Origin of the sequence: Mycobacterium botniense (genome assembly GCF_010723305.1) — a bacterium.
Classification (GTDB): domain Bacteria; phylum Actinomycetota; class Actinomycetes; order Mycobacteriales; family Mycobacteriaceae; genus Mycobacterium; species Mycobacterium botniense.
In genome coordinates, this window is record NZ_BLKW01000004.1 from 709,552 (window position 1) to 732,476 (window position 22,925).

At 64.2% G+C, this 22,925-nt stretch carries 17 protein-coding genes and 4 pseudogenes; 13 read left to right on the forward strand and 8 right to left on the reverse strand.

Going from position 1 to position 22,925, the window contains the following annotated elements; translation table 11 throughout:
• The first annotated feature begins 224 nt into the window (after positions 1-224).
• The gene (locus G6N08_RS13360) at positions 225-653 is read left to right on the forward strand and encodes a CBS domain-containing protein (RefSeq protein WP_163758009.1); all 429 of its coding nucleotides are present in this window, start codon (positions 225-227) and stop codon (positions 651-653) included.
• A 12-nt stretch (positions 654-665) separates the two neighbouring features.
• Here G6N08_RS13360 and G6N08_RS13365 read toward each other — a convergent pair whose 3' ends face one another.
• Positions 666-1,313 carry a type II toxin-antitoxin system PemK/MazF family toxin gene (locus G6N08_RS13365; RefSeq protein ID WP_163758011.1) on the reverse strand — a complete coding sequence of 216 codons (648 nt, stop codon included), beginning with the start codon at positions 1,311-1,313 and terminating at the stop codon, positions 666-668.
• Positions 1,314-1,361: 48 nt separating this feature from the next.
• Between G6N08_RS13365 and lepA the strand changes: the two are divergent.
• Positions 1,362-3,282, forward strand: a pseudogene (gene lepA / locus G6N08_RS13370) (translation elongation factor 4).
• A gap of 82 nt (positions 3,283-3,364) precedes the next feature.
• On the opposite strand, the gene G6N08_RS13375 reads toward lepA, so the two are convergent.
• The gene (locus G6N08_RS13375; RefSeq protein ID WP_163758015.1) at positions 3,365-3,940 is read right to left on the reverse strand and encodes a metallopeptidase; all 576 of its coding nucleotides are present in this window, start codon (positions 3,938-3,940) and stop codon (positions 3,365-3,367) included.
• 415 nt (positions 3,941-4,355) lie between these two features.
• On the opposite strand from G6N08_RS13375, the gene G6N08_RS13380 reads away from it, so the two are divergent.
• From G6N08_RS13380 to G6N08_RS13400, 6 genes are all read left to right on the forward strand, one after another.
• Positions 4,356-4,559, forward strand: coding sequence for a hypothetical protein (locus G6N08_RS13380; RefSeq protein WP_163758017.1), 204 nt, complete (start codon positions 4,356-4,358; stop codon positions 4,557-4,559).
• Positions 4,560-4,711: 152 nt separating this feature from the next.
• Positions 4,712-4,804: an Ms4533A family Cys-rich leader peptide gene (locus G6N08_RS21345; protein ID WP_371869022.1), complete on the forward strand. Its 93-nt coding sequence runs from the start codon at positions 4,712-4,714 to the stop codon at positions 4,802-4,804.
• 100 nt (positions 4,805-4,904) lie between these two features.
• Positions 4,905-5,942, forward strand: coding sequence for a sulfate ABC transporter substrate-binding protein (locus G6N08_RS13385; protein ID WP_163758019.1), 1,038 nt, complete (start codon positions 4,905-4,907; stop codon positions 5,940-5,942).
• Positions 5,943-6,019: 77 nt separating this feature from the next.
• Complete coding sequence (cysT, locus tag G6N08_RS13390) at positions 6,020-6,814, forward strand: sulfate ABC transporter permease subunit CysT (RefSeq protein WP_163760585.1); 795 nt, start codon at positions 6,020-6,022, stop codon at positions 6,812-6,814.
• 11 nt (positions 6,815-6,825) lie between these two features.
• Positions 6,826-7,638: a sulfate ABC transporter permease subunit CysW gene (gene cysW / locus G6N08_RS13395; protein ID WP_163760587.1), complete on the forward strand. Its 813-nt coding sequence runs from the start codon at positions 6,826-6,828 to the stop codon at positions 7,636-7,638.
• Positions 7,635-8,690: a sulfate/molybdate ABC transporter ATP-binding protein gene (locus tag G6N08_RS13400; protein ID WP_163758020.1), complete on the forward strand. Its 1,056-nt coding sequence runs from the start codon at positions 7,635-7,637 to the stop codon at positions 8,688-8,690. The genes cysW and G6N08_RS13400 overlap by 4 nt, the downstream gene beginning before the upstream one ends.
• Before the next feature lie 108 nt (positions 8,691-8,798).
• Here G6N08_RS13400 and G6N08_RS13405 read toward each other — a convergent pair whose 3' ends face one another.
• Entirely contained in the window at positions 8,799-9,524 is a 726-nt protein-coding gene (locus G6N08_RS13405; protein ID WP_163758022.1) for a sirohydrochlorin chelatase, read from the reverse strand.
• Positions 9,525-9,627: 103 nt separating this feature from the next.
• Positions 9,628-11,292, reverse strand: coding sequence for a nitrite/sulfite reductase (locus tag G6N08_RS13410; RefSeq protein ID WP_163758024.1), 1,665 nt, complete (start codon positions 11,290-11,292; stop codon positions 9,628-9,630).
• Between the two features lie 685 nt (positions 11,293-11,977).
• Here G6N08_RS13410 and G6N08_RS13415 point away from each other — a divergent pair.
• From G6N08_RS13415 to hemW, 3 genes are all read left to right on the forward strand, one after another.
• Entirely contained in the window at positions 11,978-12,409 is a 432-nt protein-coding gene (locus G6N08_RS13415) for an Rv1363c family protein (RefSeq protein WP_246216754.1), read from the forward strand.
• Positions 12,406-12,837, forward strand: a complete 432-nt coding sequence (locus G6N08_RS13420) for a transglycosylase family protein (RefSeq protein ID WP_163758026.1) — start codon at positions 12,406-12,408, stop codon at positions 12,835-12,837. The genes G6N08_RS13415 and G6N08_RS13420 overlap by 4 nt, the downstream gene beginning before the upstream one ends.
• 94 nt (positions 12,838-12,931) lie before the next feature.
• Positions 12,932-14,101, forward strand: coding sequence for a radical SAM family heme chaperone HemW (gene hemW / locus G6N08_RS13425; RefSeq protein ID WP_163758029.1), 1,170 nt, complete (start codon positions 12,932-12,934; stop codon positions 14,099-14,101).
• Positions 14,102-14,216: 115 nt separating this feature from the next.
• On the opposite strand, the pseudogene G6N08_RS13430 reads toward hemW, so the two are convergent.
• Both G6N08_RS13430 and G6N08_RS13435 read right to left on the reverse strand, forming a co-directional pair.
• Positions 14,217-15,437, reverse strand: a pseudogene (locus G6N08_RS13430) (sodium-dependent bicarbonate transport family permease).
• Positions 15,438-15,520: 83 nt separating this feature from the next.
• Positions 15,521-15,739, reverse strand: a complete 219-nt coding sequence (locus G6N08_RS13435; protein WP_163758031.1) for a hypothetical protein — start codon at positions 15,737-15,739, stop codon at positions 15,521-15,523.
• Between the two features lie 314 nt (positions 15,740-16,053).
• On the opposite strand from G6N08_RS13435, the gene G6N08_RS13440 reads away from it, so the two are divergent.
• Entirely contained in the window at positions 16,054-17,406 is a 1,353-nt protein-coding gene (locus G6N08_RS13440) for a salicylate synthase (protein ID WP_163758033.1), read from the forward strand.
• A 13-nt stretch (positions 17,407-17,419) separates the two neighbouring features.
• Here G6N08_RS13440 and G6N08_RS13445 read toward each other — a convergent pair.
• Both G6N08_RS13445 and G6N08_RS13450 read right to left on the reverse strand, forming a co-directional pair.
• Positions 17,420-17,603, reverse strand: a pseudogene (locus G6N08_RS13445) (MerR family transcriptional regulator); the annotation flags it as partial.
• A 34-nt stretch (positions 17,604-17,637) separates the two neighbouring features.
• Positions 17,638-19,293: pseudogene (locus tag G6N08_RS13450) on the reverse strand ((2,3-dihydroxybenzoyl)adenylate synthase); the annotation flags it as partial.
• Positions 19,294-19,467: 174 nt separating this feature from the next.
• Here G6N08_RS13450 and G6N08_RS13455 point away from each other — a divergent pair.
• The gene (locus tag G6N08_RS13455) at positions 19,468-22,917 is read left to right on the forward strand and encodes a non-ribosomal peptide synthetase (protein WP_371869023.1); all 3,450 of its coding nucleotides are present in this window, start codon (positions 19,468-19,470) and stop codon (positions 22,915-22,917) included.
• The last annotated feature ends 8 nt before the right edge of the window (positions 22,918-22,925 follow it).

Consider the following 22,925-nt stretch of genomic DNA (forward strand, 5'->3'; position numbering starts at 1 on the left):
CATGCAGTCGGCGATCGTTCGGATTGCGGCAACGCTCGACATAGCCACGCTGTTGGAGCTCATCGACAGAGACCACCACATGGCTGGGCAACATCCCCGGTCGCGCACTGAGGGCTTGTCGGCTGCGGCCGGGCTCTGCGCCGGCGGCGGGGCGACCGCTTTCACCGGGGCGAATCGACCGGTAGCCTGGTGTGAACACGATCACGGTCGGCGGGAGGCCTGCGATGCGGATTGCGGACGTGCTGCGAAATAAGGGGGCGGCGGTGGTGACCATCAGCCCCGACGCGACGGTCAGGGAGTTGCTCGCCGGCCTCGCCGAACACAACATCGGCGCCATGGTGGTGATCGGGCCGGACGGTCTGGTCGGCATCGTGTCGGAGCGTGACGTCGTGCGTCGACTTCATACCCACGGCGCCAGCGTGCTCAGCCAGCCGGTCGCAAAGATCATGACGCCTGCGGTCGTCACCTGCACCAAGTCTGACACGGTTGACAGCCTCAGCGTGTTGATGACCCAAAACCGGGTGCGCCATGTACCGGTTATCGAGGATGGCAAGCTGGCGGGCATAGTCAGTATCGGTGATGTGGTCAAAACCCGCATGGAGGAACTCGAAGCCGAGCAACGGCAGCTGCAGTCCTACATCATCCAGGGTTAGCCGTTAACCGTCTTAGCTCCAGGAGTATTCGGCGCGCAGCCGGGCCGCCACCCGGTCGAAAACCTCCCGGTTGACGATGGCGCCCTCGCGCCGGATGCTTTCCTCGGGCACCTCGAATACCCGGTCCAATCGGACCCAGCTGGACTTTCCGCCGTAATTCCAACTACCGCAACCAATCTCGACTGAGTTCGGGTCTTTGGCCAGCTTCTCTTGGCTTGACAACATCAGCCCCAGCAGGGTGCGCCGGTCACGGCCCACGAGGAGAACCGCTCGGTCCTCACCACGGGTGGGGTCGCTTTGGTCCACCACCCATGTCCAGACAATCTCGCCGGGACCGGCCCGGCCGGCCAGGTCCGGCGCATAGACGAGCTTGCGAGCCCGGTATGCGGTGGGAACGCTGGTACTGGTCACCGGCCGGCCCGCGGTGATTGCGGCACTGGAATTCGATTCGCCCGTGATGACGCTGATGCCGAGCTTGATGCCGTCCCGGATGCCCCGCCGCAGGGATGGTGATTTCTGCAGGTGACGGATGAACTGTGGAGCTTCGTTGAAAACCAGGTTCTCCGCGAGCTGCTGCACTAGTTTCCACTGTCCTTTCCACTGTCCTTTCCACTGTTCTTTCCAGTGTTCTTTCCAGTGCCCCTTTCCCGGACGGGTCATGTGGGCAGCATAAGACGGCACGTGGCAATTGGGCGCACCGCACCGTCGCTGGATACGCTGGATGTGCTCACTGAACCGTTGGCTGGTACGCGTCCGTCAGGAGATTCCCATCAGCAGCTTCGCCGACCAGACCTTTACCGCGCCGGCGCAGATAAGGAATTTCTGCATCATTGCCCACATCGATCACGGCAAGTCCACGCTGGCCGATCGGATGCTCCAGCTGACAGGTGTCGTCGACGCGCGATCCATGCGGGCTCAGTACCTGGACCGCATGGATATCGAGCGTGAGCGCGGGATCACCATCAAAGCGCAGAATGTGCGCTTGCCGTGGCGGGTCGCCGGCGGCCCTGGCGCCGGCGAACAGTACGTCCTGCACCTCATTGACACCCCGGGGCATGTGGACTTCAGCTATGAGGTGTCCCGGGCGCTGGCCGCCTGCGAGGGCGCCGTACTGCTGGTCGATGCGGCGCAGGGCATCGAGGCACAGACGCTGGCTAATCTCTATCTGGCGCTGGATCGCGACCTCGTGATCATCCCGGTGCTCAACAAGATCGATCTTCCTGCCGCGGATCCTGACCGCTACGCCGGTGAGATCGCCCACATCATGGGTTGCGAACCACATGAGGTGCAGCGGGTGTCGGGAAAGACGGGCGAGGGGGTTCCCGAATTACTCGACGAAATCGTCAAGCGGGTACCTCCGCCGCAGGGGGATCCCGACGCCCCCACGCGCGCAATGATTTTCGACTCCGTATACGACATTTACCGCGGTGTGGTGACGTACGTGCGCGTGGTTGACGGGAAGATCACCCCGCGTGAGCGGATCGCGATGATGTCCACCGGCGCCACGCATGAGTTGCTGGAGGTGGGCATTGTCTCACCCGAGCCGAAGCCCACGGCGGGCCTAGGGGTCGGAGAGGTCGGCTATCTGATCACCGGTGTGAAGGACGTCCGTCAGTCCAAGGTCGGCGATACCGTGACCACCGCGCGTCACGGCGCCATTGAGCCACTGACCGGATACCGCGAGCCGAAGCCCATGGTCTATTCGGGGCTCTACCCGGTCGACGGTTCTGACTACCCGGCGCTGCGTGACGCGCTTGACCGGCTGCGGCTCAACGATGCGGCTCTGACGTACGAGCCGGAGAACTCGGCGGCACTGGGGTTCGGGTTCCGCTGCGGGTTTTTGGGGTTGCTGCACATGGAGATCACCCGCGAGCGGCTGGAACGCGAATTCGACCTTGACTTGATTTCCACCGCACCGAATGTGGTCTACCGGGTGGTGCTCGACGACGGCTCTGAGCATGTCGTCACCAATCCCTCGGATTGGCCGTCAGGCAAGAAAATCCGCGCCGTGTACGAGCCTGTTGTCAAGACCACCATCATTGCGCCCAGTGAATTCATCGGCGCGATCATGGAGCTCTGCCAGTCTCGGCGCGGCGAACTCGCCGGCATGGATTATCTCTCGCCCCAGCGTGTCGAGTTGCGCTACACAATGCCGCTGGGAGAGATCATCTTCGATTTCTTCGATGCACTGAAATCCCGCACGCGCGGCTACGCCAGCCTCGATTACGAGGAGGCCGGTGAACAAGAGGCCGCGCTGGTCAAGGTGGACATCCTGTTGCAGGGTGAGCCCGTCGACGCGTTGAGCGCGATCGTGCACAAGGACGCTGCGCAGGCGTACGGCCACAAGATGACCGCCAAGCTCAAAGAACTCATTCCGCGCCAACAATTCGAGGTACCGGTACAAGCGGCAATCGGCTCGAAGATCATTGCCCGCGAGAATATCCGGGCGTTGCGCAAAGACGTGTTGTCGAAGTGTTACGGCGGTGACATCACCCGCAAGCGCAAACTGCTAGAAAAGCAGAAGGAGGGCAAGAAGCGGATGAAGACCATCGGGCGGGTCGAGGTCCCGCAGGAAGCCTTCGTCGCCGCGCTCTCTGCCGACACCTCCACTGAAAAATCGAAAAAATAGCCGGCGCGGAAAACGGCTTCAGAGGTGTTCTCCGCGCCGGCGACGCGGGAGCAGGGTGGACTACGCCGTGCGGCGGCCGCGGCTACACCTGCGTGTTGGAGATGAGCTGCCCGGACGTGGCGTTGATCGTGACCTTGTGTTCAACGATGTATGAATCCCACACGTCGGCTTTCCACACGGTCGTCGCGTTGCTGTCACCGAGTTTCAACTCGGTGATCGAGCCCTGGGGCACCGCGTCGAGCATCTTGTTCACCGCCGCGCGGTAGTCCAGGCGCGCGGCCTGCACAAGCGCGCGGTTTTTGGCTTTGTCGCTTTCGTTTTTCGGGGTCGGTCCGACCATTACCGTCACACCGTCGGACGACACATCCATCGAGTCCTCCGTCCCGTCCGGGGTGACCACATGAACTTTCCAGCTGCCACTCTCTTGACTCCTGATGAGGGTCAGCGTGCCGTTCGGTACCTGGGCCACCGCGGCGGCTCCGGCGCGCAACAATGTCTGCGGGTCGGGCGGGGCAGCGGGACGGGACCATGTGGCTCTGCTGCTGGTTGTCGCCGATGTCGCGGCAGGCTTGCCGCTCTGGCCACAGCCGGCCAGCGCCAGAACCGCGACGGCAACGACAACCGTATGAACCCGGGAGCAATACCTCAGATAAGCCATCGGCGCATGGTACCGCGGCCCTCGGCGGCTCGTTTTCGGTGCTCGGAAACGCGGCCTGACACCTCTACGCGCACGACTTTGCCGGATACGCAGTACCCGACCCGGCGTACCGTAGGGTGGCGCGGTCGGCGATCCGGCGCTTCGGGGTGCGGACGGAAAGACTTCCCTCTTGTCGGTTGCGCCTGGATGATCAGCACCAGCCGGGTGGACGCCCTCAGAGAGTTGTGCGGTGTTGACCGGTGCGGGAGTCAACCTCTTCGGCCTCTGCGGCGAAAAGGTGCGACAGGCAGGGAAACGCCACGGAAGTCCCGAAGCTCCGGCTGAGTGGATGATGCCCGGTTTGCTGTCAGACCGCGCAACGGTGCTTGTCCGCCGATCGTGGCACACGTTGGTTTCGGGTCGCGGGGAGCATAAGGTGAGGCCGGTGGACGGGTTTCTGAATTGGTGGGACGGCGTCGAGCTGTGGTTATCAGGGCTCGGCTTCGTGTTGCAGACCCTCGTCGTCATGCCGGTCGTGCTGGTCGTAGCGTACGGTATCGCGGTGGTGCTGGACGGACTTCTCGGCAAGGGTATCAAGCTGATGCGCCGCGCCCGTCGCAGCGATGAGGCCCCCGGATGACCGGTATGCCGCGGTCACGGGTGACATTGGTGCTCGTCGTGCTGGTGGTGCTGGTGATCGTGACGTGGCTGCTGACGCGTTGATATCGCGTGACCGTCGATTCCTCGCCCACGGACGGGCGCCAGTCAACATCTTCTGTTAGGCTTCGCGCCATGCACGCAGCGTCCGGCAACCGGCAGTGCCACGTTCTGGCGCTCATTGCCGTGGGTAATTGTGCTGTGGCTGACGTGCACTGTCACCGCTGAACCCAGCCTGCGATTTTGGTGTCGGTCAAACACTGCTAGGTAGCGCTTGTGCGCGCTGCCGTCGCACCGGGACCGACATCTCCCCGGTGAAAGGTCACCCATGCCCAACAATGTTGCGAGCAGAGTCCGCTGGAGGCAGACTGTCGCGTTCGCGCTGACAGCAGGTCTTGCCGCGGCGTGTCATGCCGGCGCCAGCGACATGGTCGGTGGCCGCAGTCCGGCCGGAACGCGCACAAGCATCACCTTGGTTGCCTACTCGGCTCCAGAACCTGGATGGAGCAAGGTGATTCCCGCGTTCAACGCTTCCCGGCAGGGCAGAGATGTTCAGGTGATCACTTCTTATGGGGCCTCCGCCGACCAGTCCCGCAGTATCGTAGACGGTAAGCCGGCCGATATCGTGAACTTCTCGTCGGCACCTGATGTCAGCCGATTAGTGAAGGCCGGCAAGGTTTCCAAAGACTGGGATAAGGACGCCACCAAAGGCATCCCTTTCGGCTCCGTTGTGAGTTTGATGGTGCGTGCTGGCAATCCGAAACATATCAAGGATTGGGATGACCTGCTGCGTCCGGGGGTGGAGGTCATCACGCCCAGTCCACTGAGTTCCGGCTCGGCCAAGTGGAACCTGCTCGCCCCCTATGCCGCCAAGAGCAATGGCGGCCAGAATCGCCAAGCCGGTTTAGAATTCGTCGACGAGTTGGTGAGCCAGCATGTCAAACTCCGTCCCGGATCTGGCCGCGAAGCCACCGATGTTTTCATCGAGGGCCGAGGCGACGTGCTGATCAGCTATGAAAACGAAGCCATTGCCACCGAGCGCCAGGGCAGGCCGGTGCAACACATTAACCCGCCGCAGACGTTCAAGATCGAAAACCCGGTCGCCGTTGTTAACACCAGCGCTCATCTCGGCGCCGCCGTCGCATTCAAAAACTTTCAATACACCGTCGAAGCTCAAAAACTTTGGGCACAAGCTGGTTTCCGACCTGTCGATCCTGCGGTGGCAGCCGATTTCCGCGACCAGTTCCCGACGCCGGGTAAATTGTGGACGATAGCCGACCTGGGCGGCTGGGATGCTGTCGATCCACAACTGTTCGACAAAAATACCGGTGCTATCACCAAAATCTATATGCGCGCGACCGGATGACGATGGCACTCATTCCCGATCCGGACACAAGCCGGCCGCGAGTCAACCATCGGGTCCGGTGGCGGGCCTCGGTGCGCATGGGCCACCGCAGCACATGCCTGTTGGTCGGCGCTGCAATGGTGTGGATTTCAGTGATCGTGCTGCTACCACTGGCCGCGGTCAGCTGGCAGGCCGCCAGCGGTGGCTGGCAGGCGTTTTGGTTCGCGGTCACGTCGCACGCCGCTTTGGCGTCTTTCCGGGTGACACTGACCCTGGCTACCGCCGTCACCGCGATCAACACGGTTTTCGGTCTGCTGATCGCATGGGTACTGGTGCGAGACGACTTTGCTGGCAAGCGCCTGATCGATGCTGTCATCGATCTGCCGTTCGCGCTGCCCACCATCGTTGCCAGCGTGGTGATGCTGGCGCTGTACGGTCCCAATAGCCCAGTGGGTCTTCACTTTCAGCACACCGAAATGGGTGTTGGGGTAGTGCTGGCATTCGTCACATTGCCGTTTGTGGTGCGGTCCGTGCAGCCGGTGCTGCTCGAGATCGACCGGGAGACCGAAGAGGCAGCCGCGTTATTGGGGGCGGGCAGCCTGACGATTTTCACCGCCGTCGTGTTGCCATCGCTGACTCCGGCGTTGTTATCAGGTGCTGGCCTGGCTTTCTCACGCGCCATCGGCGAGTTCGGATCCGTCGTACTGATCGGTGGGGCGATTCCGGGGAAGACTGAAGTGTCTTCGCAGTGGATCCGCACTCTGGTCGAGAACGATGACCGCAGCGGTGCTGCTGCGATATCGATTGTTCTGCTGTCGATGTCGTTCACAGTACTTTTCATTCTGCGCATTGTCGGTGCACGCGCGGCTAGACGTCAGGAGATGGCCACGTGACACTCTCACCGATGATCCGCTTCTTCATCAGATTCGTAGGAGTGTTGTACATTCTCGCACTGCTGATCATTCCGGTTCTGCTGATTTTGTGGCGGACCTTCGCGCCCGGATTATCTCAGTTCTTTGCCTACGTCAGTACTCCTGCCGCAGTGGCGGCTTTGCGCTTATCGTTGCTTGTTTTGGCCATCGTGCTACCGCTGAACGTGGTCTTCGGTGTCGTGGTGGCGCTGGTTCTGGCGCGTCGCAGATTCCTCGGTAAAGGCGTGCTGCAGACGATTATCGATCTGCCTTTCGCGGTGTCGCCCGTGATCGTCGGCGTCGCACTGATCGCGTTGTGGGGATCGGCCGGAGCTTTGGGCTTTGTCGAGAGAGACCTCGGGTTCAGGGTCATCTTCGGGCTGCCCGGTATCGTGCTCGCCAGCGTTTTTGTCACGCTGCCGTTCGTGGTGCGCGAAGTCGAACCGGTCCTGCAGGAGCTGGGAACAGATCAGGAGCAGGCGGCGGCGACACTGGGTTGTGGTGTGTGGCAGACGTTCTGGCGGGTGACGCTGCCATCAATTCGATGGGGGCTCACATACGGCGTGGTGCTCACCAGCGCGCGCACGCTCGGGGAATACGGGGCGGTGATCATGGTGTCCTCCAACTTGCCGGGAAAGTCGCAGACGTTGACTCTGCTGGTCTCGGATCGCTACAACCGCGGGGCTGAATACGGCGCCTATGCTCTGTCGACGTTGTTGATGGGGGTCTCGATGCTGGTGCTGGTCGTACAGGTGTTTTTTGACGCCCGACGTGTGCGCAAGGATGTGCGCAAGGAGATGGCATGAACCCGACCGACGCGATCATCGTTGCCGGTGTCTCTAAGCGTTACGGAGATTTTGTTGCACTAGACGATATCGACTTCTCGGTGCCCGCCGGTTCGCTCACGGCGTTGCTGGGGCCCAGTGGTTCAGGTAAGTCGACGCTGTTGCGTGCCATTGCTGGCCTCGATCGGCCCGACACCGGCAGCATTGTTATCAACGGACGTGACGTGACCGGTGTGTCACCCCAGCGGCGTGGAGTCGGCTTCGTGTTCCAACACTATGCGGCATTCAAACACTTGACTGTGCGCGACAACATCGCTTTCGGGTTAAAGATCCGCAGACGGTCCAAAGCCGAGATCAAAGAGAAAGTCGATAACCTGCTGGAAGTGGTCGGGCTGAGCGGATTTCAAACTCGCTACCCCCATCAGTTGTCCGGTGGGCAACGACAGCGCATGGCGCTGGCGCGCGCGCTGGCCGTGGACCCGGACGTGTTGCTCTTGGATGAGCCGTTCGGCGCGCTGGACGCCAAAGTCCGCGACGAGTTGCGCGCCTGGCTGCGTCGCTTGCACGACGAGGCGCATGTGACCACGGTGCTGGTCACTCACGATCAAGGGGAGGCCCTGGATGTGGCTGACCGGATCGCCGTGCTCAATAAGGGCCGCATCGAGCAGATCGGATCCCCAGCAACGGTCTACGACAACCCGGCGAACACTTTCGTGATGTCATTTTTGGGTGCGGTATCGACACTGAACGGAACCTTGGTTCGCCCGCACGATATCCGGGTCGGTCGCACACCTGATATGGCGGTTGCCGCCCGGGACGGCACGGCGCAATCTGCCGGCGTACAGCGCGCCACCGTCAACCGCGTGGTGATGCTGGGATTTGAAGTCCGCGTCGAGTTGACCAGCGCGGCCACCGGTGTCCCGTTCACCGCGCAGATCACCCGCGGCGACGCTGAGGCGCTTGCCCTGCGCGAAGGCGACACCGTTTACGTGCGTGCTACCCGTGTGCCGCCTATTGGCGGCGACGTTATGGCCCGTCACGGTCCGAACACCGAGAGGATGCGAGCACAGTGACGTCGTCGTAGTCTTTGCGTGCTCACCCGCAGGCGACGGCAAGCGGTGTCACGGCTGCGGCAGCCCAGTTGGGCGCCTTCCGCGACGGCGATCGGCGTTCGGCTCGATTCACGCCGCCATGTGACCGGCCACCGCACGGTCGAAGCGATCCAGCACAGTCTCAGCAACTAACCGGTGGGCACCTAACGGGGGTGCCATCGCGATGCCGGCGTCGCGTGCAAACGCCTGCACCCGGTCGGGTAGCCTCCCCGGCGCCAGGAACCACGGGGCGATCACCAGTCGGCGCATGCCTAGCTGGCGCAGCCGATGAGCCGCCGTTGCCAGCGAACCGGGCACGGTGACGAACGCGGTGGTCGCCCCTGCCCAACGGGTTCCGGCCGACAGCTTCGATGCGACCTGCGCGGTGCGCGCGTTGACTGCGGCATCCGAGGAGCCGATTGCCACCACCAGCACGCCAAGCGCATCGTCGGCCGGAGAAACGCCCATGCCGGCCAGCCGCTCCCGCAATACACACACCAAACGGCCGTCGGCCCCGAGCACCGGAGCGCGCCGTACGCTGATTCCGCGCTCTGTCGCACCCGAACGAGCAATGTGTTCGGGAATGTCACGGCGGGCGTGGTAGGCGTCAGCCAACAGCAGCGGAGTGACCACAACATAACGCGTTCCCCGCAACCCGGCGAGGACGTCGACCAAGCCCGGCGGGTTCTTGTCCAAGTAGGCGAGACGCAGGTCAAGACCCGGCCGCAGGTCTTTCAGCAAATCGGCCACCGCCCGGGTGGTGGCGGCCGATCGCGGATCTGCGCTGCCATGTGCGGTCAGCACCATCGTGGTCACAAGGGGTGCAACCCGCCTTCCGTTTTAGACCGTTCCCGCCAGCGCCCGCTGCGCGCCGCCACCTTCCGGGGGTGTTGTTCGGTCCAGCCGTTGGTCTGGCCGCTCAACGGAGATCGTCCTCGTCAGCGCGCATTACCCACTGCGCAAACCGAGCGCCGTCATTACGGTGCTTGAGAAAGTTCCGCACCAGCCGCTCGATGTAATCGCCGAGCTCGTGGCTGTGCACCTTGTGCTGGCGCAACTTACGGCCGAAACCGCTGTCGGCGCCGAGGCTGCCGCCGAGATGCACCTGAAAACCTTCGACCGAACCGCCGTGACCGTCGTCGACCATCTGGCCCTTGAATCCGATGTCGGCGATCTGGATTCGAGCACACGAGTTAGGGCAGCCGTTGATGTTTATCGTGATCGGCACGTCGAGCTGGGCATTGACCTCCTCGAGCCGCTTCTCCAGTTCGGGTACCAAAGCTTGTGCACGGCATCGGGTTTCGGCAAACGACAACTTGCAGAATTCGATACCGGTGCAGGCCATCACGTTTCGACGCCAGTGCGACGGCCGCGACGGCAACCCGAGGGCGTCCAGTTCGGCGACCATGCGGTCCACGTGGTCATCGGGCACGTCGAGGATGATCAGTTTCTGGTACGGGGTGAACCGGACGCGGTTAGACCCGGCTTGTTCAGCCAGTTCCGCCACTTTGGTCAGGATGGTGCCTGAGACTCGCCCGGCAATTGGTGCAACCCCGATGGCATTGCGGCCGTTCTTGAGGCGCTGCACGCCGACGTGGTCGATCGGATGGATCACCGGAGGCGGCGGGGGACCGTCGATCAGCGGCCGCTTGAGGTACTCGGTTTCGAGGACGTGGCGGAATTTCTCGACCCCCCAATCCTTGATCAGGAATTTCATCCGCGCCTTGGACCGCAGCCGCCGATAGCCGTAGTCGCGGAATACCGACGTCACGCCGGCCCAGACCTCGGGGACCTCCTCCAGCGGCACCCAGGCGCCCACGCGCTGCGCCAGCATCGGGTTGGTCGACAGGCCGCCTCCCACCCACAGATCCAGCCCGGGCCCGTGGTCGGGATGGTTGACGCCGATGAACGCTACGTCGTTGATCTCGTGCGCGACATCCTGCAGACCCGAGATCGCGGTCTTGTACTTGCGCGGCAGGTCGGCGAAGTCGGGTGTGCCGATATAGCGGCGCACGATCTCGTTGATCGCCCACGTCGGGTCGATCACCTCCTGGAGTGACTCACCGGCCAGCGGTGAGCCCAGGATCACCCGCGGACAGTCGCCGCAGGCTTCGGTGGTCTGCAAGCCGACTGCGTCCAGCCGTCGCCAGATCTCCGGTACGTTTTCCACCTCGACCCAGTGCATCTGCAGGTTCTCGCGGTCGGAGATGTCGGCGGTATTGCGCGCGAACTCCACCGAAATCTCACCCAAGGTGCGCAGCGCGGTGGTGGACAACGCGCCACCGTCGCAGCGCACCCGCATCATGAAATAGCGCGACTCCAAAACGTCGATGTTCTCGTCACCGGTCCAGCTGCCGTCATAACCCTGCTCACGCTGGGTGTAGAGACCCCACCAGCGGAAGCGTCCGCGCAAGTCGGTCTTCTCGATGCTGTCCCAGCCTTGTTTGGCATAGGTGTTTTCGATGCGCTCCCGCACGTCGAGGGTTCCGTGCTTCTTGAGCTCTTCGGTCGGATTGAGCGGCTCGCGCTCCCCGAGCGCCCATTGACCTTCACTGCGGGTCTTGGTGGGACGGGCTGTCGTCATTGCGGTTTCTCCTTCGCGGAGGGAGCCAGCCTGGACCGCGCAAACCAAGCGGTGTAACCGTCCCGGCGGCGCTGGTCTGGCCAGCTGCACGTTTCAGTTGGACGGATCTACGACATCAACGCCAGACAGCGGTAGACGCAGACGTGCTCAAGACATGCCGCCAATTCACCCGGGCAACCTCAGATGGGCTCAGGTGCGCGGCGGTCACCGTAGCATTGTGCCACCCCTACCGGCTGCCGTATGACCAGGTCAAACTTTTTCGCACGCTGATAAAAAAATACCAGCAACGTGGTATGGACACGTCACCGTTGAGCGGGTCAGCCGTCCGCTGCGGTTCGGTGGGGTGCTCGCGGCGCTGGCCAGTCCTGGCGAACTTGTGACGGGGCCGCGGCGTGTCGATCGCCGAGGAGCGGCGCGGACAGGCGAAAATGACCTAGCCAAAACAGGTCAGATGATTGGACTGGAAGTTTCGGGAGATACCACGGTGGCCGGCCCTTCTGAATCAGCCGACGAACCCGTCGGCGTGTTGTCGGCTAGCGCGCCCTCCGCCGGTGAGCCGGACACAGCGGGGCCAGGCGCCCGCGACACCGCCCAGGATGGGCGGGAGTCCGCTGACGGTCAGCGCGACGCGCGGCCGCGCTGGCGCACACCAGCCCGCTGGCTTGTTGCCGCCGCGCTGGTTGCCGTGCTGGCCGGGTCCGGGTTTGGGGGGTGGCTGCTGTTTCAGCGGCATCAAAAGGACGTCGCCGCCCGGCAGGCGCTTGCTGCTGCCGAGAAATTTGTGGTGACGCTGACCTGTGTCGACAGCAACACCATGGATAAACATGTCGCCGAGGTACTCGCCGCTTCGACAGGCGAATTCAACAACAACTACTCCAAGTCCGTCCGCGGGCAGCACCGTCAGCTCATCGTCAATAACCAAGTGACAACACGCGGCCGGGTTGTCGAATCGGCGGTCAAATCCGTCAGCCCGCACAAGGTTCAGGTGCTGCTGATGGTTGACCAGTCGGTAACCAGTCGGGCTGCCCCAGAACCGCAAATTGATCGCAGCCGCATCAAGATGACGATGGAGAAAGTCGGTGGCCGCTGGCTGGTGAGCAAGGTCGAGTTGTTATGAGAAGCTGGTGCGCGGGAACCGCCGCTGCCGCTATCGCCGCATCGATCGCGGCTGGATCAACAGCGTTATCCAGTGCACACGCGGATAGCGTCAACTGGGAAGCTATCGCGCAGTGTGAGTCCGGGGGTAACTGGGCGGCCGACACCGGCAATGGCGACTATGGCGGTCTGCAGATCAGCCTTCCCACCTGGGATGCCAACGGTGGCGCCGAGCTATCCCCACTACCCTCGACCGCCACTCCCCAGGAACAGATCCTGGTGGCGCAGCGGATTATGGCGACCCAGGGGCCGGGAGCGTGGCCGCGGTGCGCGGCGTGCAGCCAGGATGAAGCTCCGGTGGGCTCGCTGACCCATCTCTTGACATACATGTGGGCTCAGGCCGGCGGGTGCCCGGGGTCGTCGCGTGCGGTGGAAGAGGGAGCGGTGTAGCACAGGCCGGGCTATCCGGCGCGATGAACGTCCCACTCCAGGACACGCCGTGAGGATGCGGCACGTTGGTCATGCCGTGCCATGATGTGGGTGCATGACATCGCGTTGGCAGCCGGGCCTGCCGGACGTACGGCTGACACCGGGCCGGCCGTTCGGGATTTACGTGCACGTTCCGTTTTGCGCGACCCGCTGCGGGTACTGCGATTTCAACACGTACACCCCGGCCGAGCTGGGGGGTGTCGATCTGGACGCCTGGCTGGTGGCGCTGCAGAGAGAACTCGAGCTGGCGGCGGCGCGACTGGGTGGGCCGACGGTTCACACGGTGTTTGTCGGGGGCGGGACGCCCTCAGTGCTGGGCGCTCAGCGATTGGGCGCGGTTCTCGCCGCGGTCCGCGCGTGCTTCACACTGGTTCCCGACGCCGAGGTCACGACCGAAGCCAACCCGGAGTCCACGTCGCCTCAGCTGTTCGCGGCCCTGCGGTCGACCGGGTATACGCGAATTTCGCTGGGCATGCAGTCGGTGGCACCGCGAGTGCTGGCCACCTTGGACCGGGCGCATTCGCCGGGACGGGCGTTGGACGCCGCCCGCGAGGCCCGTGCCGCGGGATTCGACCATGTGAACCTCGACCTGATCTACGGCACGCCGGGGGAGACCGACGAGGAGCTGCGGTGTTCGGTCGACGCGGCGGTCGGAACGGGCGTCGACCACCTGTCCGCCTATGCCCTCACGGTCGAGAACGGCACCGCGCTGGCTCGGCGGGTACGGTCGGGTGAGCTGACAGTTCCGGACGATGACGTGCTGGCGCTGCGCTATGAGCTGGTGGATGCGCGGTTATCGGCGGCGGGTTTTCACTGGTATGAAGTGTCGAATTGGTGTCGGCCCGGCGGGCAGTGCCGGCACAATCTCGGCTATTGGGACGGGGGTCAGTGGTGGGGGGCCGGGCCCGGAGCGCACGGCTACGCCGGCGCGATTCGCTGGTGGAACGTCAAAAACCCGCGGACTTATGCGCAGCTACTGGCCGCCGGTGAACTGCCCGTTGCGGGGTTCGAGCGGCTTGGTGCCGGCGAGTTGCACACCGAGGACGTGCTGTTGGGGATTCGACTCCGCCGGGGACTGGCGCTCGCCAGGTTGACCGAGCCGGAACGTCAGCGCGCCAGGGTTGCGATCGCTGACGGCTTGCTGATCGCCGAGGGCGACCGGCTGGTGCTCACCGACCGCGGGCGCTTGTTGGCCGACGCGGTGGTGCGCAGCCTGCTGGGCTAGGCGGACGATTCTGCGCGGATGTTCGACAGCGGTTTACCTCATCGCAGCCCGGTCAGTGCACCGGGGTGGGAGCCCTTCAGGGCTAACGTATTTCGTGGTGGTGTGTCAAGCGTGTTCAGATGAACCAGCTTCCGACGAAGCGTGCGATCTCGATATAGAGCGGAATGCCGATGGTGACGTTGTAGGAAAATGTCAAACCCAACGACGCCGCCAGCGGCAGAGTCGGGCTGGCCTCGGGAATCGCCAGCCGCTGCACCGCCGGTACCGCGATGTAGGACGCCGCGCCGCAGAGCACCGCGAACAAGATGTAGGTCCCGGGCATGAAATCGGCATGGGTGAGGTACGCGTAGATATGGGCGGTGATGATGCCGAGCGTCGCGAACAGATTCGGTGCCAGCAGTCCGAAGACGATGAAGCCAGGACCGGCGGTCTTGAGGTCCTTGAGTTTTCGGGAGGCCGTCATGCCCATCTCGAGAAGGAACAGGCACAGCGCGCCCTGGAACGCGGTCACGAATACACTGTCGTCGTCGTGGACGACCCTCGGTCCCTGCAAGCGACTGACCAAGCCGATGGCGATGCCACCGAAAAGCCGATACAGACCCGGGTTCAGCACGACCTCTCTCAGCAATGTCGCGCTGCGGATTGGCCGCGGATCGTCCGCGTCGACCCGGTCGCCGGGATGTTCTCGCTCGTCCGGTGACATCGCCGCCCCGGGGTGCGGTTCCCGCTCGCGCTCGATGGTGCGGCGGTCGCCCTGAGCTGGCTGGGTGGCCGCCCCGGGCCCGATCCGGACCGGCGCCGGGCGAAGGTAGCCCGGCTCACCGGGCATGTTCCCCGCTGGGTCCATCCCTTTGTGGCGCAGCCGCGCTGCCAGGGAGAGCGCCACCAGGCAGCCAGGGATCTCCATCAGCGCCAGCATGACCGGCATGAAACCGTTGAAAGCCATTCCCACACTTGCGAGCACGCCCACGCACGTCGCGAAGGTGCCCGCTGAGTCCGACCCGTAATACCCCGCGACCGTCGCCCTGTCGATCCGCCGCATCGAGGTCATGCGGGTCAGGAGCACATAGGCGAGAAAACCGATCACGGAGTTCAGGGCGAAGCCGACGGCCAAGAATCCGGCCACCGTGCCGATACTGGAAGCGTGGATCGTGGCGAGTTCTTCACCTCCGTGCCAGCCGATCGCCAGCAACAGATACATCGTCAGACCTTGGTAGATCTCCTAAGGGAACTCGAACTGGACCTTCAGGACCGGGATCAAAAACCCGAGATAGAAGAACAGCAGCAGCGGCTTGAAGAGGTTGTGGGTGAGGTTGTGCCAGAACTCGAGGAACATCAGTGTCCTACCCGATCCGGCCTGGCCATGAATGCACCCCGGAGGTCGCCGGTGGTGCGGCCTCGGACATCACCCGCAAGGCGCTACTGTGCCTTGCGCGCGGGCGAAACCAGTGCCGGATTGACGGTGTCCTTGACCCGGTGGGTCACTGACACCCATGCCGCCGGCGAGTAGTGCGTCGTGATCTCCTGGAATCCCTCGACGCGGGAGACGGTAATCACACCGGTCTGGCGGTTGATCGAGAGCTTGTCGCCGTCATGGGCGGACACTTCTTCACCGTCGAGGAGCCGAATCACAAACACCGCGTTTTCTCCTCTCGCCGCATCGGGTCTGGTCGTTTTTGCGCTGTCGACGTCGGGCCGCCGCTGATCCTAAAGACAGCCGTGGTTTGCACCGGGTCGGTTGCGAGGCCGGCAGGTGAATCTCACAGAAACGTTGGATGACGTAGACGTCGGCGCCTCGCTCCGGTACGCACGCTGTGGAACGATGCGCCCCGCACCCGTTCAGCTGGTGATGGTGGGTTGTGACGGCGGATGATCCGAGCGCTGTGCGTGCGATGTGCGACTCGTCCGTGCCACCACAAGCCACTGCTGAGGTTAGGCTACATTTACTAACCGTGGTCCAGGTGAGTGCCGAGGCGAGTTCCTCCCGTGCCGCCTCATCGTCGATCCCCTTGCCCCCCGATCTGGCGCCGGCTGACCTCGCCGCCGCGCTGGCGGCGGAGCTGCCCGAGCGCGCCGGTGAAGAGTACCTGCTCTACGAACATGCGGGTCAATGGGTGCTGGCCACCGGGACGGCGGCCCTGCTTGAGCTTGACAGCGACGAGCTTCGCGTCACCCGCCGCGATGGCACCCGACGACAGCGGTGGTCAGGGCGGCCAGCCTCGGTGCTCGGCGATGCTGTCGACCGGCTGCTAATGGAGGCAGACCAGCTCTTCGGCTGGATTGCCTTCGAATTCGGTGTTTACCGCTTCCGGCTGCACGAGCGCCTGGGTGCGCGTACTCCGTTGGCCCGGGTGTTCTGTCCGCGAACCCGCATTGTGATCACCCAGGACACGGTTCGTCTGGTTGGCGCCGAGGAGCGTCACCGGACAGCGGTGCAACGGCTGCTCAGCGACGGTGTGCCCGCACCGATGGTCCCCTCCGGGGTCGACGTGACCGCTGACCGGGGTGGCTACCGCGACAGGGTGGCGGTAGCCATCGGCGAGATCGCAGCCGGCCGCTACCAAAAGGTCATCCTATCCCGTTGTGTGGACGTCCCGTTCCGGGTCGACTTCCCTTCGACCTATCGGCTGGCGCGTCGCCACAACACTCCTACCCGATCGTTCCTGTTGCGGCTTGGCGGGATTCGGGCGGTTGGCTGCAGTCCCGAGCTGGTCGCGGCGGTGGGCCACGACGGAGTAGTGATCACCGAGCCGCTGGCCGGGACGCGGGCGCTCGGTCGGGGTGCGACACATGACCGGCAAGCTCGTGATGACCTCGAGTCGAACCCTAAAGAGATTGTGGAACACGCAATTTCAGTTCGCACCTCGTTGCGGGAGATCACCGAGATCGCCGAACCAGGCAGTGCCGCCATCACCGATTTCATGACAGTACGAGAGCGCGGAAGTGTGCAACACCTCGGCTCGAGGGTCAGTGCGCGCCTGGACCCCTCCAAAGACCGACTGGATGCGCTTGAGGCGCTTTTTCCGGCCGTCACCGTATCTGGTATTCCGAAGGATGCTGGTGTGGAAGCCATTCAGCGTCTGGATCAAACTCCGCGCGGACTATATTCCGGTGCAGTGGTGATGTTTTCGTCCGATGGCGGGCTGGATGCGGCGCTGACGTTGCGTGCGGCTTATGAATGTGACGGCGAGACCTGGCTGCGGGCCGGTGCCGGGATCATCGGGTCCTCGGAACCGGAACGTGAATTCGTGGAGACCTGTGAGAAGCTCTCCACCATAGCGCCGTACCTTGTCGCGCGTCGATGACCTCAAGCCTGCCTTACCACGCGAGGATAGCTGCAACCCGGGTGAAAGCCTGGGTGCCGAATCTGACCAGCATCGTGATCAGGTCGGCGATTTCGGTGTCGGCGGGCAGTGGCTGTCCCGGTTTTGGCATCGATGCGTTTGGGTCGGGTGAGGGTGGTCTGCGCGCCGTCGATCCGGATCACTCGCAGCGCCACCAGCGGTCGAATCCACATCAGGCCGTACCGGTGCAGCGCCCGGCACCGCGCTGATCTGGCGCGCGATCGCCGACTTGTCGATTTTCCCAACTGCTGTGGTCGGCAGTGCTGTCATCGGCGCCACGACATCGGGCCGGGCGTGGGCGGCGACCCCGCGTTCATCGAGGTAGCTGTGCAGCTGGCTCAGCGTCAATGGCGGACCGGCGAACACTACTGCAGCGCATATTTTTTCACCGAGGTAGGGATCGGGCAGAGGCACGGCGGCAGCGGACACGATCGCGGGGTGGGTCAGCAGATGCTCTTCGAGGTCACTCGCGGCGACGATTTCCCCGGCGCGGCAGATGACGTCTTTGACTCGGCCGGTGACCTGCAGATAACCGTCGGCGGAGCGGCGAACCAGATCTCCGGTGCGATAAAAACCGTCGGCATCAAAGCAGCGTGTGTTCTCGCGTTCGGCCCGAAAGTAGCCGTTGATCGTGTAAGGGCCACGGACCAGGAGCTCACCCACCTCACCGGGCGGTACCGGCCGGCCGGCGGGGTCGACGACACGCAACTCGTCATCGGGGCACAGCGGTCGCCCTTGAGTGTGCTCAATCAGCTCCGGCGGATCGTCGGGACGCGTGTAACAGACGAGCCCCTCTGCCATCCCGAAGACCTGCTGCAGTCCCGGTGTCAGTGTGGCACGTATCCGCCGGGCATCCTCGGGTTCCAGCTTGGCCCCACCAACCTGCAAGAGCCGCAACGAGGTCGGCACCACAGGCTCCCATTCGCAAGCGTGCGCCCACAGTTTGGCCAATGCCGGTACCAATGCCGTGACGGTGACACCGTGCCGAGCGATGGTGGCGAACGCGGACTCGGGACTGGCGTCGGTGCTGAACACTGTGGTCGCGCCGGTCGTCATGGCGCCGAGCAGGCCAGGGCAGGCCAGCGGAAAGTTATGCGCGGCGGGCAGCGCCACGAGATAGACGTCGTCAGCGGTGAGCCGGCAGATCTCGGCGCTGGCGGTCGCGTTGTAGACGTAGTCGTCGTGGGTGCGGGGAATGAGTTTAGGCAGCCCGGTGGTGCCGCCGGATACCAGCAGCAACGCCGGTGAGGCGGGGTCGATCGCGGGCAACTCGGTCAGCTGCGGCGCGGTGCCGGCGCACAACTCCGACCAGGACACGAATGGACCGGGTTCGCCGTCGACGATGACATAGCGAAGTCCCGGGTGATCCTCACGAAGGCCCTGCGCCATGGCAGGATAGTCGAAACCGCTGGCCGCATCGGCGATCAGCAGCCCGGTGGCCCCACTGAGGCTTGCGAAGTGGCCCAATTCGGCGGCGCGATGGCCGGGCAGGCACATCACCGGCACCGCTCCGGCCCGCAAGATAGCGAACAGCGCCACCGCGAACTGGCAGGTGTTGGGCAGCTGCAGCAGTATCCGGTCACCGGGTGCGATGCCGAGCGCGCGCAGTCCCGCTGCCCCGCGGCTGGCCAGCTGGTCAAGCTCTGCGTAGCTCAGCTGCTGGGGGGTTAGGCTAGGGGACTGGCCGCTGTCAGCCACGGCGACCCGTTGTGGCCATCGCCTGGCGCCATCGGCCAGAATGGCCGCAACGCTGCGGCCCGTCCAATAACCCGCCGACCGGTACCGGGCGGCCCGCTCGGGGGGGAACGGAACAAAGCCATCGAGTCGCTCCGGTCGCGTCGTGTGCATGCGGGCTCCTCACTGAGGCGGTGCTCGCCGGAAGACTATAGAGTAGACCCAAAAGTTAGGGCAGGCTGAGCTAACCTACAGGCGGCACGCGACACCGCTGGACAACGCAGCGACGCGGTCAGGTGCCGTCACGGGGTGCGTTGTCTGGCCCGCTGGGCTGAGGGAGGCGTTTTGGTGGTGTCCGCCGCTGTCGATCGGCAGACCATCCGCGCGCAGGTGGCCGAATTACTGGGCGTCGGCGCAGACGCCGTTGATCCCTGTGCCAACCTGATCGGTCAGGGCTTGGACTCGATCCGGATGATGGCGTTGGCGGGACGCTGGCGGCGCGACGGTTTGGCGATCGACTTCGCCACGCTGGCCGCGACGCCGACGATCGAGGCGTGGTCGACGCTGTTGTCGTCGTCGCCGCGGGTGGCGGTTGCTCCGGCCGCCTCAGTCACCACGGATGAGGGCGATGCCGAGCACGCATTCCCGCTCGCGCCCATGCAGCACGCCCTGTGGGTGGGCCGACAAGACAACCAGCGGTTAGGGGGAGTTGCCGGTCACCTTTACGTCGAGTTCGACGGCGGCCCGATCGATCCCGAACGACTGCGCTCGGCGGCCAGCCGGCTTGCAGCCCGTCACCCCATGCTCCGGGTGCGGTTTTTGCCCGACGGCACCCAGCGCATCGATCCGCCCAGGCCGTTCGCTGTCACTGTCCACGACTTTCGCACGCTCGAGGCGGCGGCCGTCGACCAGCAGCTGGCGGTCATCCGGGAAACCAAATCGCAGCAACAACTTGACGGCCAAGTACTGGAGCTCACGGTGTCGATGCTGCCCGGCGAGCGATCGAGGCTGCACGTTGACCTGGACATGCAGGCGGCTGATGCGATGAGCTACCGCACGCTGATGGCTGATCTGGCGGCGCTGTACCGCGGCCGGCAGTTGCCGGATTTGGGTTACACCTACCGGGAATACCGGCTGGCCCTGGAGCGGCAGGAATCGGCGCCGCAACCTGCCCGTGACGCTGACCGGGCGTGGTGGGCGCAGCGCATCCCGCACATGCCGGATCCGCCACCGCTGCCGCTGGCGCCCCCGGGTGACGCAGGCGAAACACGCATAAGCACCCGGCGCTGGCACTGGCTGGACCCGCAGACCTGCGGTGCACTGTTTGCCAACGCCCGATGCCGGGGTATCACGCCGGCGATGGCGCTGGCCGGGTCATTCGCTCACACGCTGGCCCGCTGGTCGGGTACGCCGCGGTTTTTGCTGAACGTCCCGTTATTCGCCCGCCAGCCCCTCCACGCCGATGTGAACCGCGTGGTCGGCGACTTCACCTCGTCGCTGTTGCTTGACATCGATCTCACTCACGCGGCTACCGCGGCGGCCCGGGCACGAGCGGTGCAGGACGAGCTGCGCACTGCTGCCACGCATTCGGCATATTCCGGGTTGTCGGTGCTACGCGACCTGAGCCGTCACCGCGGCACCCAGGTGCTCGCTTCGGTAGTGTTCACCAGCGCACTCGGGCTGGGTGACCTGTTCTGCACCGAGGTCATCGAACAATTCGGCGCCCCGTCGTGGATCATTTCCCAGGGCCCCCAGGTGCTGCTGGATGCACAGGTCGCCGAGTTCGACGGGGGTGTGCTGGTGAATTGGGATGTTCGCGACAGGGTGTTCGCCCCCGGAGTCATTGACGCCATGTTCGCCTTTCACATCGAGGAACTGCGGCAGCTGGCCGGTGACGGCGCCTGGGACACGCCGAGAAGGAGCGCGCTGCCGCCCTCGCAGCGTGCGGTGCGTGAGGCCTGCAATACCCGCAGTGCCGAGCCCACGGGAGAGGCGCTGCACGACGGCTTTTTTCGCCGCGCGCAGCTCCAGCCCACTGCACCGGCGCTGTACACGGGCTCCGATGTGCTCAGCTACGCCCAACTCCGTGACCAGGCGCTGGCAGTGGCGGCAGCGTTGCGCGATTTCGGTGTGCGCCCGGGGGATACGGTCGCGGTGATGGGACCGAAAAACGCCGAACAGATTCCGGCGCTGCTGGGCATTCTTGCCGCCGGCGGCGCTTATCTGCCGGTCGGTGTCGACCAACCCCCCGACCGCGTGCAGCGCATAGTCGAGGCGGGTGCGGTGCGCGCGGCTGTAGTGTGCGGTGACGGGACGTATTCGCTACCGGTGCCGGCGCTGACGGTTGGTCAGGCACTACACGCTGATATACAGACGTTGAACGAATATCACCCAGCGGTAACGGATCCCGCAGCTTTGGCGTACGTCTTGTTTACGTCGGGGTCCACCGGGGAACCTAAAGGGGTCGAGATGACCCACGACAGTGCGATGAACACGGTGGAGTTTCTCACCCGTCAATTCGAAATAGGCGCTCACGACCGTTGTTTGGCGTTGTCGACTCTGGAGTGTGACATGTCGGTGCTTGACATTTTCGCGACGCTCCGGGCCGGAGGCGGGATAGTTGCGATCGACGAGTCACAGCGCCGCGACCCCGACAGCTGGGCGAGGCTTATCGATGCCCACAACGTGACGGTACTGAACTTCCTGCCGGGCTGGCTGGAGATGCTACTCGAGGTGGGAAGTGGACGCTTGTCGTCGCTGCGGGTGGTGGCCACCGGGGGCGACTGGGTGCGGCCCTCGCTGGCTCACCGCCTGAGGGAGCAAGCACCGACGGTACGGTTCGCAGGATTGGGCGGTGCAACGGAAACAGCTGTGCACGCCACGATCTGCGAGACGACGAATCCGCCGGCGCACTGGACGGCGGTGCCCTACGGGAAACCGTTCCCGAACATCGCCTGCCGGGTTGTCAGCGAAACGGGTGAGGATTGCCCGGACTGGGTGGTGGGGGAGCTGTGGATATCGGGTCGCGGAATTGCTCGAGGCTACCGCGGCCGCCCCGACTTAACCGCTGAACGATTTGTCAAGCACCGCGGCCGGACCTGGTATCGCACCGGCGATTTAGCGCGCTATTGGCCTGATGGCACACTTGAGTTCATCGGCCGGGCGGATGATCGTGTGAAGATCGGCGGCTACCGCGTCGAACTCGGGGAAGTCGAGGCCATGCTGCACCGGGTGCCCGGTGTGGTGGCGGCCGTCGCCGCCTCGGTGCCAACGCCCGGCGGTTCTCATGTGCTCGCCGCCGCAGTCCGAGCCGAAGATGTCACACTCAGCACGTCGCGGATAAGGACGAAGCTCACCAACCTGGTTCCCGCACACATGATTCCGGCTCACCTGTTGCTGGTAGATCGCATTCCCTACACCGCGGGAGGAAAGATCGACCGGCGCGCTGTCACCAGCTGGCTCACGGACGCCGTCGCTGCAACTGCCCGACCGAGCTACCGAGCCCCGTCCACACCGTTGGAGGCCGCTCTTTCAGCGATCATCGCCGATGTACTGCACGTGGATCTCGTCGGTGCGGACGACGATTTCTTCGCAATTGGCGGCGATTCGGTGCTGGCCACCCAGGCCGTCGCCCGCATCCGCACGTGGCTGGACGCTCCCGATGCTGTGGTCGCGGACATCTTCGCTACCAGAACAGTCACAGCACTTGCCGCGCTGCTCACTTCCCGTGAACATCACTCGCGACGGTTGGAGCAGGTCGCCGAGCTGTACTTAGAAATCACCCGGACAAATGCTTAAAAGTCGCT

What these genes read in the sequence shown, in the direction of transcription:
- G6N08_RS21345 (WP_371869022.1), top strand. Translation starts at nt 4,712, where the DNA reads ATGCACGCAGCGTCCGGCAACCGGCAGTGCCACGTTCTGGCGCTCATT.
- G6N08_RS13400 (WP_163758020.1), top strand. Translation starts at nt 7,635, where the DNA reads ATGAACCCGACCGACGCGATCATCGTTGCCGGTGTCTCTAAGCGTTAC.
- hemW (WP_163758029.1), top strand. Translation starts at nt 12,932, where the DNA reads ATGACATCGCGTTGGCAGCCGGGCCTGCCGGACGTACGGCTGACACCG.
- G6N08_RS13365 (WP_163758011.1), bottom strand. Translation starts at nt 1,313, where the DNA reads ATGACCCGTCCGGGAAAGGGGCACTGGAAAGAACACTGGAAAGAACAG.
- cysW (WP_163760587.1), top strand. Translation starts at nt 6,826, where the DNA reads ATGATCCGCTTCTTCATCAGATTCGTAGGAGTGTTGTACATTCTCGCA.
- G6N08_RS13360 (WP_163758009.1), top strand. Translation starts at nt 225, where the DNA reads ATGCGGATTGCGGACGTGCTGCGAAATAAGGGGGCGGCGGTGGTGACC.
- G6N08_RS13410 (WP_163758024.1), bottom strand. Translation starts at nt 11,292, where the DNA reads ATGACGACAGCCCGTCCCACCAAGACCCGCAGTGAAGGTCAATGGGCG.
- G6N08_RS13375 (WP_163758015.1), bottom strand. Translation starts at nt 3,940, where the DNA reads ATGGCTTATCTGAGGTATTGCTCCCGGGTTCATACGGTTGTCGTTGCC.
- G6N08_RS13385 (WP_163758019.1), top strand. Translation starts at nt 4,905, where the DNA reads ATGCCCAACAATGTTGCGAGCAGAGTCCGCTGGAGGCAGACTGTCGCG.
- G6N08_RS13420 (WP_163758026.1), top strand. Translation starts at nt 12,406, where the DNA reads ATGAGAAGCTGGTGCGCGGGAACCGCCGCTGCCGCTATCGCCGCATCG.
- cysT (WP_163760585.1), top strand. Translation starts at nt 6,020, where the DNA reads ATGGGCCACCGCAGCACATGCCTGTTGGTCGGCGCTGCAATGGTGTGG.